Annotated in this window: 16 protein-coding genes; all 16 read right to left on the reverse strand. The window is 33.6% G+C overall.

Annotated elements, in window-relative coordinates; genetic code table 11:
* Positions 1 to 6 precede the first annotated feature (6 nt).
* The 16 genes from FNW07_RS03090 to FNW07_RS03155 all read right to left on the reverse strand — a co-directional run bounded on the left by FNW07_RS03090 (position 7) and on the right by FNW07_RS03155 (position 14,145).
* Positions 7 to 714, reverse strand: a complete 708-nt coding sequence (locus FNW07_RS03090; RefSeq protein ID WP_126744681.1) for a hypothetical protein — start codon at positions 712 to 714, stop codon at positions 7 to 9.
* Between the two features lie 6 nt (positions 715 to 720).
* Positions 721 to 1,152: a DUF2141 domain-containing protein gene (locus FNW07_RS03095; RefSeq protein ID WP_185964607.1), complete on the reverse strand. Its 432-nt coding sequence runs from the start codon at positions 1,150 to 1,152 to the stop codon at positions 721 to 723.
* A gap of 10 nt (positions 1,153 to 1,162) precedes the next feature.
* Positions 1,163 to 3,355 carry a TonB-dependent receptor gene (locus FNW07_RS03100; RefSeq protein WP_126744683.1) on the reverse strand — a complete coding sequence of 731 codons (2,193 nt, stop codon included), beginning with the start codon at positions 3,353 to 3,355 and terminating at the stop codon, positions 1,163 to 1,165.
* The gene (locus tag FNW07_RS03105; RefSeq protein ID WP_126744684.1) at positions 3,352 to 4,395 is read right to left on the reverse strand and encodes a hypothetical protein; all 1,044 of its coding nucleotides are present in this window, start codon (positions 4,393 to 4,395) and stop codon (positions 3,352 to 3,354) included. The genes FNW07_RS03100 and FNW07_RS03105 overlap by 4 nt, the downstream gene beginning before the upstream one ends.
* Before the next feature lie 15 nt (positions 4,396 to 4,410).
* Complete coding sequence (locus FNW07_RS03110) at positions 4,411 to 5,169, reverse strand: alpha/beta fold hydrolase (RefSeq protein WP_158626866.1); 759 nt, start codon at positions 5,167 to 5,169, stop codon at positions 4,411 to 4,413.
* Between the two features lie 4 nt (positions 5,170 to 5,173).
* Positions 5,174 to 6,397 carry an arginase family protein gene (locus FNW07_RS03115; protein ID WP_126744686.1) on the reverse strand — a complete coding sequence of 408 codons (1,224 nt, stop codon included), beginning with the start codon at positions 6,395 to 6,397 and terminating at the stop codon, positions 5,174 to 5,176.
* The gene (locus FNW07_RS03120) at positions 6,397 to 7,587 is read right to left on the reverse strand and encodes a hypothetical protein (RefSeq protein WP_126744687.1); all 1,191 of its coding nucleotides are present in this window, start codon (positions 7,585 to 7,587) and stop codon (positions 6,397 to 6,399) included. The genes FNW07_RS03115 and FNW07_RS03120 overlap by 1 nt, the downstream gene beginning before the upstream one ends.
* A gap of 279 nt (positions 7,588 to 7,866) precedes the next feature.
* Positions 7,867 to 8,007 (reverse strand): hypothetical protein, encoded by a 141-nt coding sequence (locus FNW07_RS13745; protein ID WP_158626867.1) that lies wholly within the window; start codon positions 8,005 to 8,007, stop codon positions 7,867 to 7,869.
* Positions 8,008 to 8,042: 35 nt separating this feature from the next.
* Positions 8,043 to 8,177, reverse strand: a complete 135-nt coding sequence (locus FNW07_RS13935) for a hypothetical protein (RefSeq protein ID WP_255512719.1) — start codon at positions 8,175 to 8,177, stop codon at positions 8,043 to 8,045.
* A 41-nt stretch (positions 8,178 to 8,218) separates the two neighbouring features.
* Positions 8,219 to 8,509, reverse strand: coding sequence for a hypothetical protein (locus FNW07_RS03125; protein ID WP_126744688.1), 291 nt, complete (start codon positions 8,507 to 8,509; stop codon positions 8,219 to 8,221).
* Between the two features lie 23 nt (positions 8,510 to 8,532).
* Complete coding sequence (locus FNW07_RS03130; RefSeq protein WP_126744689.1) at positions 8,533 to 9,753, reverse strand: beta-ketoacyl synthase; 1,221 nt, start codon at positions 9,751 to 9,753, stop codon at positions 8,533 to 8,535.
* 53 nt (positions 9,754 to 9,806) lie between these two features.
* Positions 9,807 to 10,559, reverse strand: a complete 753-nt coding sequence (locus FNW07_RS03135; RefSeq protein ID WP_126744690.1) for an SDR family NAD(P)-dependent oxidoreductase — start codon at positions 10,557 to 10,559, stop codon at positions 9,807 to 9,809.
* Entirely contained in the window at positions 10,547 to 11,770 is a 1,224-nt protein-coding gene (locus FNW07_RS03140) for a beta-ketoacyl synthase N-terminal-like domain-containing protein (RefSeq protein WP_126744691.1), read from the reverse strand. The genes FNW07_RS03135 and FNW07_RS03140 overlap by 13 nt, the downstream gene beginning before the upstream one ends.
* 6 nt (positions 11,771 to 11,776) lie before the next feature.
* Positions 11,777 to 12,214 carry a 3-hydroxyacyl-ACP dehydratase FabZ family protein gene (locus FNW07_RS03145; RefSeq protein WP_126744692.1) on the reverse strand — a complete coding sequence of 146 codons (438 nt, stop codon included), beginning with the start codon at positions 12,212 to 12,214 and terminating at the stop codon, positions 11,777 to 11,779.
* Positions 12,165 to 12,767 (reverse strand): 4'-phosphopantetheinyl transferase superfamily protein, encoded by a 603-nt coding sequence (locus FNW07_RS03150; protein WP_144265609.1) that lies wholly within the window; start codon positions 12,765 to 12,767, stop codon positions 12,165 to 12,167. Before FNW07_RS03150 ends, FNW07_RS03145 begins: the two co-directional genes overlap by 50 nt.
* Positions 12,742 to 14,145: an AMP-binding protein gene (locus tag FNW07_RS03155; RefSeq protein WP_126744694.1), complete on the reverse strand. Its 1,404-nt coding sequence runs from the start codon at positions 14,143 to 14,145 to the stop codon at positions 12,742 to 12,744. The genes FNW07_RS03150 and FNW07_RS03155 overlap by 26 nt, the downstream gene beginning before the upstream one ends.
* Between the last annotated feature and the right edge of the window lies 1 nt (position 14,146).

A 14,146-nucleotide genomic window follows, 5' to 3' on the forward strand; every position in this document is an offset into this window, starting at 1 on the left:
ATTTTTTTATTTTGCAGGAGCTTCTTTTTGAGCATTTTTATCATCACTTCCGTAGCATTTAATTAATAAACTACTATTATGCTCAGCCCCCCATAAAGGCATTAAATAGGTGTCTTTTTCGACAAAATCTTTTACAAATATTTTATTGGCGAGCAAAAAGCTATTGCAATAATTATCTTTTGTATTGAAAAAATTGGCCATTCCTGATTTGAAAACTGCATTTAAATAGATGGCTCTTGGATTTTTTGGATAAAGTACCATTGCTTCATTAAATAATTGTAATATTTCACCACTTAAATCTTTTCCATGTTTTATCGGATCACTTATCAGGACATCTATTTTTAAAAATGCCTTTAAAGTAAGCAATTCACTTTTCTCCTGATTTGTTTTTGCAAAATTTTCTGCAATGCTATATATTTTAAAAAATGAATTGCAATAAACATCTTTTTCTTCACTTGTTTTACTCTCCATAGCTACTAAAAGATAGAAGTAACATAAATAATAGTTACTGGTCCAGCAATTATTTATTTTGGTAACTCTTTCCATCATATTGGCAGACCACCGCATGTTTTCGACAGTTTCTTCTTTGTCAATTTTTTTTACACACACCCTTATAACGCTATCTAATTCCTTTTTGCCTAGGGATTCCTGACTATGTACAATGGAAGTAAAGAAAAGGAAGCAGGCTATTATGCCTATTATTTTTATTTTCATATCTGTTTAATCTATTATAATACTAATTGGGTTATTCTTTAAAAGAAAAACTACCTTAACCTCTTCAAAAGACGGTGGTCCAAAATACCCTTTGACATTATTAGAAAAACCATAAGGTTCCATCGGTACACCAAAGGCATTTTTATCGAGTGTTTCATTGCCGTTTTCATCAAGAAAAGATGTAATGGCATATTCTTTTCCAACAACTAAATCTCCTATTTTTAATTGTGTATTTTCCCCACTGGACATGTCTATTTTTTGTTTTTGTAATTTTACCTTCATAAAATTATCTTCGCTGTCATAAACAGCAATATATAATATTCCTTTTTTCCCTTTTGATGAAAAGTTTACTTTAAGTGTAGGTTTGTTTTCTTGGGAGAAAACAAAAGATGTTGTCAAAAATGCTAATGCAAAAAATAGGATTCTACTCTGTTTCATAAATAGTAATTTAGTTGTTAATTTCATTTATTTTGTTTTTAATTTGTTTTGTCCCTCCAAATTTATAAAACATCCCGATAAAAAAGAATTGATCTGATGAGGGAAGTATTTCCTGTTCTTCATATACTCCATCTGTATTAGGATTTCTAGTGTAATCGTAAGATGCTATATTAGAAAAATCTAAGATATTAGATATGGAAGAATATATAAATAAGTTATTGGATAAAAGGTATGAATAACTCAAATTTAAACTGTTGTACGGTTTTGTAAAAGAGTTATTAAATCCTGTCTTATTTGGGTTTGTATATGGATTGCCGCTAGAATATATATAAGATATACTGATAAGACTGCGTATTTTTTCGGCCCAGTATTTAGTAACTACAGAGGCATTGTGCTTCGAGTAAAAGCCAGGATATGAGAGACCGGGATAATCTTCATAATCTCTTTTGGCGTCTATATAGGTATAGGATAACCGATATTCAAAGTTATCAATAGATTTCCTATCCCAGAAAAAGACATCTACCCCATTTGCATAGCCCTTTCCTAAATTATTAAAGTTCGATGGACTTGTACCGTTAGCAGCAAAATCGTATTTAACCAAATTTTTATATTCTTTTTTATAAGCATCTACATAAATAAGTCGTTTGTCTTTGTTCCAAAAAACATTTAAACCTTGTTGAAATGCTCTTTCACTTTTTAGGTTTTTCTCAAAATCGAAAATTAAATGGCCGTTTTGAGGAGATTGATTATATACTCCGTAATAAGGCGATATGGTAAGGTTTGGAATTATTTCGTAATTCAATCGAACTCTGGGAGAATAAACATTTTCATTTAAACGATCTGTATAATCGTTTCTTATCCCAGTCTTAAGCATCAGCTTATTCGAAATTTTAAGCTCAACATCCATGAACGATGAACTGGTATTAGTATCTGTCTTATTTATAAATTGGTTGCTCGTGAAATGGTCTACATAATTTATGTAATAAGTGTTAAAAAAATGTTCTAACCCAACCTTTAATTTCAACTTGATGTCATGAAAATTATATTCCCCTCTGGCTTTGAAGTGCAGGAGTTTATCGGTTACAAATGAATTGTCCTGATCAGAAAATATTCCATATATATCTCTTTGATTATTGGAGTAGACGAGTCCGGAATAAAATTTAAATGTATCATTAAATGTAAGATTTAATGAATTATTTGAATAAAAGTTTTTTTCATATATCCTGGTATTAATGATTCTTCCAAAGCCAAAATCATTACGATCATAGTCCAGCCTTGTTTGATCATATTTATTGTATGATTTAAAGAATCCATTTTTAAGATTGATAATGGTTCCTATCTCACTGGCTAAAGTATTATAATCCTCATTCCATTTATATCTGGAAGGGAATATGGCTCTGTATGGCCCTAAGTGGGTATAGTCTAAGGTACCGGTTAGAGAAATATTTTTAGTTAAAATCCTGGAGATTCCTGCATCTAAACCTACTGATTTTATTGATAGCTCTGTTTCATTTTTTACAGGAGAGGGTTTTGTATTCATTAATAACACACTGGATAAGGCCCTGCCATATTCTGCTTCAAAACCACCCGCCGAAAAGGCTATGCCGTCAAACAAAAAGGGGGAAAATCGTCCTCTGTTGGGTAAACTTGGTCCATTGGTATTGAAGGGTGTATGAACATTCAAATCATTAATAAATATTTTGGTTTCATAATGATCACCTCCTCTTACAAAAAATCTGCCGTCGTTTGGGTCAATTTGATTTCCTGGTAACGATGTCGAAATGGCAGTCATGGCATCCCCAAGGGCAGTTGGGGTTGTTATAAGATCTAAAGCAGAGAGTCCGGAAATGTATCCAGCTTTTACTTTTTTATCAGAAAAAATAACAATTTCATTCAGATTGTTGATTTCTACAAGAGTAACGCTAATGGCTTTAGAGGTTAAATTCTCAAAGGTGTCTTCCACATAATATTCCTGATAACCTACATGCGAAAAAATGATTTTTATGGGTATGTTGCTTTTTTTTAGAACTAACTCAAAATTTCCATCTTGATCCGAAACAGTACCTAAAATAGTGTTAGCAACATATATGTTGCAATTTTGCAATGATTTTTTACCATGAGTTATTTTTCCTCTCACAATGTTATTCTGAGAAAAAACTGTATTAAAAAAGAATATTAAAATAATTACAATTATTTTTTTCATAAAATAATTGCGTTTAATTTATTGAACTGTTCAGCTGTTATAGGATAAATTTGATATTCTTTTTTATTAAATAAAAAGGCATCTTCGTTAATCTTAAACAGGCCCAAATTATTACTGGTGAAATCTTCGTTTGTTATACCTTCAAGAGTGAAACTATTATCTTTGTCGAAGAGGATTTTTTCGTCCAGGTACTTATGAAAATAAAACCATGACTCCCATTGATTATAATGTTTGGTGATGTATTTTTCAAAAACTTTATATAATTGTTTCGTGGTATTTTCCATATACAAACTGATATTTTCTCCCGAAAACGATATTTCTTCCAAAAATTCAGTTACAGGAAAGTCATTTTCATCATAGTATGAAACAAAGGGCACAATTGGGGTTTTGGTAAAGTAGGATATTGCAGATAAACCTGTACGGGAAACAATGGTGCTATTTAAGAATGGTATTTCAATGGTTCTTTCTTTGTTATACACTCCTTTATATCCGGAGTTCCCATCCATATAGGCAAAAAGAGAGTAACCTTCTTTTATAAGCTGAATCATTTCTAATACAGAGCCGCTCTTTTCTACATTAATGATTTTAATATTGTAATCTATTCCCTTGAGCGCTTTAAATTTGTCGTGCATGGCCTGAATGGCCGCAGATTGTTTGATATACGTATTTTGGTCTACAACTAAGGCAATTTTATCTACTCCTTTTAATATTAACAGACTAATGGAAGCTTTGCAAAAACCCAGGTGACAGGTGATATATATTTTAGGGCTTCCAACCGTTTTTTCACTGTCATTATATAAATTATCTGCCAAACTGACGAGATGTACATCGAAATCGCGAAGCATCATCGTACACAATACATTCAAATAGATGTCCCAATGCTCTTCCAATGGGAGGTGAGGCATAAACCGGCTTAAATTTGCAGACAGGAAATGGTAGTCCTTAAGTTGATTTTGAGCTCTTTTTCCATTTTCCCTTTCAATAATCTTATCTCTTAATTTTGTTCTACTTTCTCTTAAAGTAAGTATGTCTTGTGTCATGAAACAGTTTATTTGTTAATTAATGTATTCTTTTATTATTTCTATGCTATCCTGATTGTAGTCTAAAACAAAATGACCTGCATCACTAAACTCTTTGAATATAATGTCTTTAAAGAGGACATTATATCGGTCAATGATATCCTCAAATACCGTTTCGTCATCTTCCCCAATAATAATTAAAGGAATCAGCGTATTTTTTTGAAGTACCAAATCTCCCACATTATTTTTTAAATGATCGAGTTGTTGTTCCAGCGCTAACTGATTTACATTAAGTCTTAATGAGGCATATAATGTAAGGTGTAAAAACGGATTGGATTCTTTTTCTTTCCTGTTATAACAAAAATTTAAAAGCGAAGTCGAAAAATCATAAAGTCCATTTTGCTTCAGAGAATTTTCTAAATACTCATAGAACTTAATTTCATTTTTGTGGATATATGGATTGGTTCCAATCAGCACCATTTTATGTATCGAAAGATATTCTGTCAGACATATGGCCACATTCCCGCCATAACTAAAGCCGATTACTATCGTCTCTTTGCTGTTCAATTGCTGTAAATCGTCCGCAATTTCCCTTGCCAGTTTTTGCAGGCTTTCGACATAATAAAAATCAACAGAGGCATAACCCGGATAATCTAAAAAGACCAGTTCAAAATTTTCAAAACTATTGTGTATCTGCAAATTTTGCAACCAATACTGAGATGTGGTTCCCATTGGGTTCAAGAACAGAATCCGTTTTTTACATGCGGTATTTAATCTTTCTGTAATAAATGTCATTGATTTATGAAATGGCATTAAGAAGATTAAAAATAAACTGGCTTGCCACCTGATGAGTAAGTTCCAATTCGTCTTTATCGGTGTATAATTCCACCACATCCAATCCTATGATGTCTTTGTCTTTCAAGACTGTTTTAATTAGATATGAGCACTCTTCCAAAGTAAATCCATTCATTACAGGGGTTGTGGTTCCCTTGAAAAATTGCGGATCCAAGACATCAAAATCAAATGTTACATAGTATTTTTTATCTTTTGGCAATTCATCAAACCCATGTTTTTCTTTGATGAGTTGCTTTACTTCATTGCACCAATAAATGGTTTGAAACTCATTTTTTTCCTGATTGCAATTTACAAGTCCTCTAATCCCAAATTGGTAGGCCTGTTTCAAGCCCGCTTCAAAACACTTGGTTAAGAAGTTGCCATGATGATGCGTTTTTTGGTCATGTTTTATTTTGCTATAAGGAGAGTCGTAAGTGTCGGTATGAGCATCAAAATGGATCACACATAAGTCGTCTCCAAAAACCTCTAGGGCAGACTTAATGATAGGATAAGAAATGGAATGATCGCCTCCAATAAAAAAAGGTATTTTATCCGCTGTGTCTTCAAATATTGTTTTAGATATTTTTTCTATTTTATGGTAACAGAACGTCGAGGACTCATTGGAATCAAAGAAAATATTTCCGTTGTCAAAAAGTCTTCCGTCTCGTTTCAATTTTTCTAAAGAAAGAAACTCATTGGCAGAACCAATAGCTTTTGAATTAAAAAAAGATTCCTTATTTAATTTTACGCTATACTTTTCGGTATAGTTACGCAGCGAATTCGGGTAATAGGAAGCCGAGGTATTGGTTTTATTTCCCATTCCCAACGGCACTCCAATAAAAACAATAGCTTTTTCCGTGAGGGTCTGCAGTTTTTGTTTTGACAAAAACGGCAAATTAAACAGATGAGGTGTGCACGGTGTTATGGTTGTTACGGTGTCTTCCGATTCGCTGTGCCTGAACAAAAACTTCTTTGCCAAAAGCGTATGAATTAATTGGGGCAATTCGTCTTTTATCTCGCAAAATTTCTCTTCAATGATCTCAAACTCTTTGGGTTCTCTTAAAAATTTTATAAGCTCAATGATTTTTTCCCCGCATAAAATTTTCTCTCCCGTCAGGGTATTGGATAATTTATCTTCGGTAGAACTGTCAAACACTATATAGGGATTAGTCTGGATTTTTGATTCCATTATTTTAAGAATTTAATTGTTGTTAAATAACCTTTCTTGGTAAACTTGAACACGATTCGCCCAATGACCCACATAAATAACGCGTAGAGTAACCAATTTTTTATGGTGCACCATGAAAGAGACTCTTCGGAGCTGAAATCGATCTTCATAATGTTGCTCAAGACATTGAGCACCATCTTGCCAATAAAAAAGAGCAGGAAGATATTGGTCAGGCCCTTAAAAAAGGTATAAATAATAAGGGAGAGGTTTTTAAAACTAAACGAACTCTGCTCGTTACTGTCGGTTAAAAAAGGAAAAGGAATTATTTTTTTGATTAAGGAAGAAACTAGTGTTTTTGATCTTTTCCCTAAGTTCGGCGCATTAAACAAATCACTATAGCACCAATAGCCATCAAATTTGAAAAACGGAAATAAATTCACTAAAATGGTGATTGCGTTGGCAATAAAAATATAATACAGAAAATTAATAAAGAAGGTATCTCCTGAATTATCCTTGAAGTACTGATAAGTAAAATACAGCAGTATACCTAATATGGACTGAACATAGATACCCGACAAATTGACAATCATTCTTTTGCTTTTGCTCAATGGCCATATCCCGGTAATATCCGCGAAGAAAACAGGGAAAACAGAATAAAATCCAAATCCTATCGACTTGGCTTTTACCCCAAAATTGAGGGCTGAGGACGCATGAGATAATTCATGGAGCATGACTATGACAAACAAGGACACATAGACACAGGTGTTTAAAAGCAGCATTTCTTCGCATCCTGTTATAGCAATGGTGGGCAGAGGAAGGGAAAATAACCAGTACAGATTTAAAATCAAAAACGTAAAAAACGGAATCCAAAAAATGGATGGTTTAAAAATAGCCTTAAATGGATTGATGACTTTTTCATATTGGCCAAATGATAAAAGCTCTTTTTTTAGCCAAAAAGTACTGGAATTTTGTAGTTTATGTTGTTTTTCAAACAGAGGGTTAATCTGATTTTGAAGAATGCTTTCAATATCATTTTCAGAAGCCGAAACCCCGAATTTTTTTTCAACATCTACTGCAATTTGGTTAAAAGGCAACCCGCTTTTGATTTCGTTTAGAATAAAATAAGTAATTTCATTAATTGTATAATATATACCGTTGATAATCAGCATATATTTTCCTTCCAATTCTTGTATTTCAAAACTATTTTGCATTCCCTTTTTTTTGATTCTTAAAATTTAATTTTTATATAAAAATGGTTGCTAAACTAGCGAACCAAATGAAAATCCTGAGTTAATTATATTTCACACCAGTGATGTTGTGAATCCCATTTACAATAGAAAATGTTCTCTACAGTAATGAGTATTTTTTAATCTACAGCTGAATCCAATACATCTTGAATCAACGTCATTTACTAATGGCAATCTTTTTATTTAAAAGGAACTCATTTGCATGAGTTCCTTTTTCCTACTTCTTAAATACCTACGAATTTATTATACTGCTTTGATCTCTACTTCTACTCTAGCTCCGTCGCCACATCTTTCAGCGTCTAAAGCAAAAACAGAAGTTTCAAATCTTTCTTCTAATTCTACTATTGAGATCGAAGACAATACGGTTTGTTTATTTGTATTCATAATTTTAAATTTGTTAAGGTTTTTAATTAAATTGATTATACAGCGCTAACTGTAACTCTTACATCAGCATTGTCACCACATCTTTCTGCGTCTAAAGCAAATACTGAAGTTTCAAATCTTTCTTCCAATTCTACTATTGAGATTGAAGATAAAACATTGTTTGTTTCCATGTTTAATTTTGTTTTTAAATGATTAGATAATATAGATAGTTTTAAGAAGTAGTTATTTTATCCGCATTAACGAATTTCAGTGTCAATTCTGCTAATGAGGTTACGTTTACAAAGGATTCCTCATTGAATTCTGTTGGAGGAATATCATATTTTTCAGACAGAACGGTAGCTATTTCCAAGATAACAAGGGAATCTTCAATAATTCCAGGTTCGGTCTCAGTCCCAAAAAAATTTTGATCATCGTCAATGTCTTCTGGTGATACATTTAATCGAAGTATATCTATTATTACTTCCTTAATTTCTGTTTTAATTACTGACAACTGTTGGTCCATAGGATGTTTGTTTTTAAGTTTGTTTAATTCATGTTTTTGATAAGAATGCTTGACATATTTCCGCCAAAGGCAAAGGAATTTGATAAAGCATAAGTGATTTTATGTCCGGTGGCTTCAGAAGGAATTTTTATTTTACTGTTATTAATCTTTAGAAGCTCATGCGGTTCGACATTTATATTGGGCAAAATAAAATTGTATTTCATTCCGAGGATCGTTGACACTAATTCCGCGCTGCCTGCTGCGCCTAAACAATGGCCAATCATACTTTTTGTAGAACTTACATACAGCTCATTGTCTTCTTTAGCCTCATCAAGTAACAGTTCAATCCCCTTTAGTTCGGTGGAGTCATTAACATTTGTAGCTGTACCATGTGCGTTGATATAATTGATGTCGTCTACAGTAAGATTTGCCTTATTTAAGGTTTGTTTCATACAATCATAAATGGAAGAGCCATCTTCTTTGACTGCCGTGGGATGGTATGCTTCGTTTAAAAAGTGATACGAAACTACTTCAGCATAGATTGACTTTCCATTGCTTTTTGCGCTTTCGTATTCTTCTAAGATTAAAAATGCTGAGGCATCTCCAAGCATTAATCCGTCTCGGGTGCTTGAAAAAGGTTTGCAGTCACTTTTTGATAAGGCTTGCAGGCAATTAAAACCACTAAAGGCCAGCTCAGAAAATATATCTACGCCTCCGGCAATGGCTATTTTGACTTTACCGGACCGAATCATATCTAAACCCCTGCCGACCGCATTAGTACTTGCGGAACAAGCTGTAGAAATAGTACAGGTTGGTCCGGAAATCTTGTAATGTTTGGCAATACTTCCGGTGATTGTTTGTGCAGAATTGGAAGCTAAATCCAAGGCTTCCTCAGAAAGCTTTTCATCAGTAATATATTCCTTAAAAAAATCCGCAAATGTGTGGCTTGCTCCAATGGAAGTGCCAATGATAAGGGCTGCTTCTTTTAAATCACCAGGAGTTAATTTTGCATCGTTTATGGCCTGGTCAATACTAAATATACCACAATTGATTTGCTTCGTTTTGTCCAGTTTTGTAATAGAATTCAATTTTTCCTGATCGATTATACACGCACTTTGATTTCTGTAAATAGGATGAGCGGTATTTATTCTTTCAATATTTTTTTTTCCGGATTTCCCAACAAGTAACGAATCTAAATGTTCCTGGATATTATTCCCAATGGAGCTTAAGATTCCTATTCCTGTGACTACTATTCTTTTTTGCATTTCGAAATTATTTGATTCACTACTTACATTACTACACTGCCCTTGCTTTTCTGCTATCCTGAGATTCCTCCGTCAATAATAATTTCCTGTCCTGTTAGGTAAGCAGGAGACGTAGAACCCAGATAATGAACCAGATTAGCGATTTCTTCAGCGGTAGCCATTCTTTTTAAAATGCTGTTTTCTATACGTAGTTTATAATACTTTTCCGTAAGGTCCTTAATACTGTCAGTCTCCACAAATGCAGGAGCAACTGAATTTATAGTGATGCCCATTGGCCCAATCTCTTTCAGGATAGATTTTGATAGGGAGGCTACTGCTGCTTTTGAAGCGGCATAAGATGAATGTCCCGGATTTCCTTTTGGACCGGATAATGAGGTAATATTTACTACTCTGCCTCCTTTGTTTTTAATAAATATCGGTAGTGTTTCTCTATAAGCATTTACCACAGATTTCAGGTTTAAATCGATCATATCCCAAAAATGGTCATTTGAACAAAATAAAAATGGCACCGTTTTCCCGTGTCCGCCGGCATTATTTACCAGGGTTTGAATAGAACTAAAATCAGTCCTATTTTCTTTAAAAATCTGTTTTACAGCTTCCGGGTTCGTCATGTCACACATGAATCCCTTCGGTTTAGGACAACTGTAATTGGTTTCAATAAATTCAACTAACTCATCCGCTGCCGCTTCATTAGATTTATACGTAAAATAGACTTGATATCCATCCTCTGCAAATTTCAAACATATTGCTTTACCAATTCCTCGGGCTCCGCCAGAGACAAAAACTGCTTTTGTTACTTCTTCCATTCTGATTCGTATTTTTTTAATAATAATAAAGTGTTATTTCCTCCTGTCGAAAAGGTATTAGTTAAAACCATTTGGGATAATTCTAATTCGTCAAAATCCATGGTTACGTTTTCTGGTGGCGTATTCAAAAAGGTTGCGTCTTTAAATACACTCGGAAACTTATTGTTTTGCAATCCTAAAATTGCGGAGGCTATAGTAGCATTGTTGGATCCTGAAAGTCCTTCGCCAAGCAAAATTTTTGAATTAGCATACAAATAATTATAAGAGGTATTGCCCAATGCTTCCCATTCATAAGAATGCACATGCCATGGTAAACATGCCGATCCGTAAAATAAAATGGGATCTGTAGTTGCCAGGTTATTCTGCTGCAGGAAACGTTCTACCTGAAAGGTCAAGTCCTCACTGGATCTCGTAAAAATCACTTTGTCTGATTTTGAATCCATAAATTGTTTATGGTCCACAATTTCAGCATATATCTTAGCATTCCTTACCAGTGCAGATTCCAAAGATTCAATTATTACATAAGAAGCGGATTCCCCAAAAATGTAATTGTCTCTAGCGGTAGTATTGTTAATCTGATCAATGGCCTCATCTCCGTCAGGCTCCAATAACCGATTCATTTCTTTAGCGACTAGCAGGGAAGTTTCGCTTAGTTCATCAACACCTCCGCAGATAATAATCTCTGCATGGTCGTTTTGAATTAAATCTATACCATACGTTATACTATCTTCTCCGTAAATTAAAGAACCGGGCCCTTTTATTTTTAAGACTCTTGATACATCTCCAAGAATACTATTGGAGGTTGCTTTAGAGAAAACAAACGGACTCAGTTTATCGGGTCCTTTGGTGTATAATTTGCCTAAAAACTCCTGAATAGCTTTACTCGCTCCTAAAGTAGTGGTGATGATTAGCCCGGCAGTCTCCAGTAAGTCTGCTCTCTCGGCTAAGTCGGCGTCTTTCAATGCATTAAGACAGGCTAATATTCCCAGACTGGAATATCTGTTAGGAAAAGGAGGCTTTAGAGATGGCAGCTCTTTTAAAATATCGAAGGCAGGAACTTCGCCAAAATATTGCTTTCCTATACCTTCCTTTTGCCAATTCTCTTTTTGAGTATAGGCTACTTTTGAGGTATATGAATTTTCAAATTCTTCATTTGAAAGCCCATGGGAAGATAGACAGCTCCAACCGGTTATAACTATTCTTTTTTTCATTTCAGATTAGGATAAAACTAATTCACTCTTACAGACTACTTTGTCATTTAACATTATATAACAGTCAAAGCTGAAAAAATTCATCATTCGGTGTTTATAATTGACAGTGATGGTCATTTCTTCATTGGGTTTTACTTCTTTTAGAAAAGAGGCTTCTTTCACTTTTACGGCTCTGCCTTGTATAACCTGAAATTCTTTTGAATGTTCAGCGCTTAATCGTAGATATAATCCACAGGTCTGAAACATGGTTTCAATTAAAATTATTCCCGGAGTTATTGGGTTATCCGTAAAATGTCCCTGAAAAAAGAAAGAAGAAGGATCAAATGAAGTTTTAGCTTCTAAAAACAAGCCATATTCAAATTTTGTGATTTTATCCACTAATGACATTGGTTTGTCATGAGGTAATATATCTTCCGGCTTCGGAAATGTTTTTGTCTCTAACATAATTTTTTAATGTATTAAATGAAATATTTTTATAATTAACTGTATCAATTGGATCATCCGAACTCAGGAAAGCAACATAATTTGCGTCTAAAAACAATTCTTTATAAATAATCCCTTTAAAAATATTTATATCTGAAATTTTTTTCTTTGCTACACTTTCTAGCTTTAATCCTTTTAATTTTAAACTGCTTTCAAATTTCACCCATTCCTCCAGGCTTGCTACACTTATGTAATCTGAATAAATGTTGTTTAAAAATACAAAACACGCACTGTCGATTTTTCTTTTAAATTCAATATCAATCCCTATTTCCTTACTATAAATAGCGCATACTGTAATATTTTTTGAGTTTGAAATACTTATTTTGTAATTAGAGTCACTTAAATGGGGCTTGCCGTCATTATCTTTATTTAGGGTAATCCCTTTGTTATGGATATTAAAAAAATACTCTACCATTAAAGCGGACATTCTCTTCTTTGAAATTAACTCTTGGGTTTCTTCATGTACCGCATACAAAACCCAAACGGAATCATTTGGTGAAAACAAACTGCTCATTATAATTTTCGACAATTATATTTTTCATGGTAGATTGTCCAAATCTCTTGTTCAGTGGAGCTATTATTTCCCCATAGTCCAATTTTATCTTGGGATGTTTCATAATCCCAATATGAATATCTTCCTCATTTCTTGAAATTTTGATTTTCAGTAATCCGGATATTTGTTCAAAAAGTAGATCTTCTATCTCAAAGCTCCAGAAACCAGTTGAATCTAATGTGTAATAATCTGATTTTCGTCCTAATATATAAATTCCATTTTCTCTTCCATAGACAATATCCCCTGTTTCCAGCAAACGGGCTTGAGCTGACTCGCTACCGCATAATAAATAACCTTTAAATATGGAAGGAGTGGATATCTGTAGATAATTGATGGCAAAATCCATATAATTACCGGCATTTTCGCCTAATGATAATGTGACGTTTTCAAGAGGCTTCCCTAAATAATTGGGTTCGAAAGACGGCGCATCAATATGCTCAATTGCATAGGTGGACACTCTTGGCCCAGCTTCCGTAATGCCATACGTTTTATAATAAACTGCTGCAGGATATTTTTTTGTAAAATTCAAAAAGCTGAATCTATTTAAATAGCCTCCGCCAATAGCCACGAACCGTAGTGAAAATGCGTATTGTTTCATATTAAAAGCCAGCAACACATTTACCTGAGTCGGGGTGGTGAAAAAATTGGTAGGCTTATAATAATTCAACAGATATTCTAATGAAAAGGAAACAAATTTATAGGGCGCGATAATAATATTGCCGCCTTGAAACAAATGTGAAAAAAATTGGCCTATTAAACTATAGGAATAGTATATGGGCAAACACAATAAGGTGCTGTCCCTTGATGTTATATTTAGCGATTTTATATTAGAATATATATTGGATATAATACCTTCGGAACTGCATTTAATAATTTTCTTAGCCCCGGCTGTCCCTGAACTTGTAAGCAATAAGGCACAATCTGCAAACGTTGGCATTCCGAATGAATTTTGTTTAATCAAAACGGCCCCGTACGGTGTTTCATAGTTAGAAAACTCGAAATCGCTTTCTAATATTAAGGTTGATTTTCTATTCTTGATTATGGCAAAGTAAGGAAGTTCTTTTAGTAAATTAGATGAAATCCCCGACACTTCTAAAACTACAGGAATAGCTTCTTGTACTATCATAAAAAGATATAATACCACGAGATTGATGGAGTTTTCATTGAAATCAAAGACAATTATTTTGCCTTTAAAGTCCACGTCATCAAAAATGCGTTCCAGTCTTTTTATCTCCTTAAATATTTCGCCGTAAGTTAATTCTGTTTGAAGAGAACTATCTATAACCTTCGAATTACAATATTGTGTTAGAGCATTTTCTAATTCTACTTTTAAACACATA

The organism is Flavobacterium sp. GT3R68, from assembly GCF_007109225.1.
Classification (GTDB): Bacteria; Bacteroidota; Bacteroidia; order Flavobacteriales; family Flavobacteriaceae; genus Flavobacterium.

Bases quoted from the DNA above. Each gene is read 5' to 3' on its own strand.
- FNW07_RS03135 (WP_126744690.1), bottom strand. From the start codon at position 10,559: ATGGAAGAAGTAACAAAAGCAGTTTTTGTCTCTGGCGGAGCCCGAGGA.
- FNW07_RS03140 (WP_126744691.1), bottom strand. From the start codon at position 11,770: ATGAAAAAAAGAATAGTTATAACCGGTTGGAGCTGTCTATCTTCCCAT.
- FNW07_RS03110 (WP_158626866.1), bottom strand. From the start codon at position 5,169: ATGACATTTATTACAGAAAGATTAAATACCGCATGTAAAAAACGGATT.
- FNW07_RS03150 (WP_144265609.1), bottom strand. From the start codon at position 12,767: ATGAGCAGTTTGTTTTCACCAAATGATTCCGTTTGGGTTTTGTATGCG.
- FNW07_RS03090 (WP_126744681.1), bottom strand. From the start codon at position 714: ATGAAAATAAAAATAATAGGCATAATAGCCTGCTTCCTTTTCTTTACT.
- FNW07_RS03100 (WP_126744683.1), bottom strand. From the start codon at position 3,355: ATGAAAAAAATAATTGTAATTATTTTAATATTCTTTTTTAATACAGTT.
- FNW07_RS03095 (WP_185964607.1), bottom strand. From the start codon at position 1,152: ATGAAACAGAGTAGAATCCTATTTTTTGCATTAGCATTTTTGACAACA.
- FNW07_RS03130 (WP_126744689.1), bottom strand. From the start codon at position 9,753: ATGCAAAAAAGAATAGTAGTCACAGGAATAGGAATCTTAAGCTCCATT.
- FNW07_RS13745 (WP_158626867.1), bottom strand. From the start codon at position 8,007: ATGAATACAAATAAACAAACCGTATTGTCTTCGATCTCAATAGTAGAA.
- FNW07_RS03120 (WP_126744687.1), bottom strand. From the start codon at position 7,587: ATGCAAAATAGTTTTGAAATACAAGAATTGGAAGGAAAATATATGCTG.
- FNW07_RS03115 (WP_126744686.1), bottom strand. From the start codon at position 6,397: ATGGAATCAAAAATCCAGACTAATCCCTATATAGTGTTTGACAGTTCT.
- FNW07_RS03155 (WP_126744694.1), bottom strand. From the start codon at position 14,145: ATGTGTTTAAAAGTAGAATTAGAAAATGCTCTAACACAATATTGTAAT.
- FNW07_RS03145 (WP_126744692.1), bottom strand. From the start codon at position 12,214: ATGTTAGAGACAAAAACATTTCCGAAGCCGGAAGATATATTACCTCAT.
- FNW07_RS03105 (WP_126744684.1), bottom strand. From the start codon at position 4,395: ATGACACAAGACATACTTACTTTAAGAGAAAGTAGAACAAAATTAAGA.
- FNW07_RS13935 (WP_255512719.1), bottom strand. From the start codon at position 8,177: ATGGAAACAAACAATGTTTTATCTTCAATCTCAATAGTAGAATTGGAA.
- FNW07_RS03125 (WP_126744688.1), bottom strand. From the start codon at position 8,509: ATGGACCAACAGTTGTCAGTAATTAAAACAGAAATTAAGGAAGTAATA.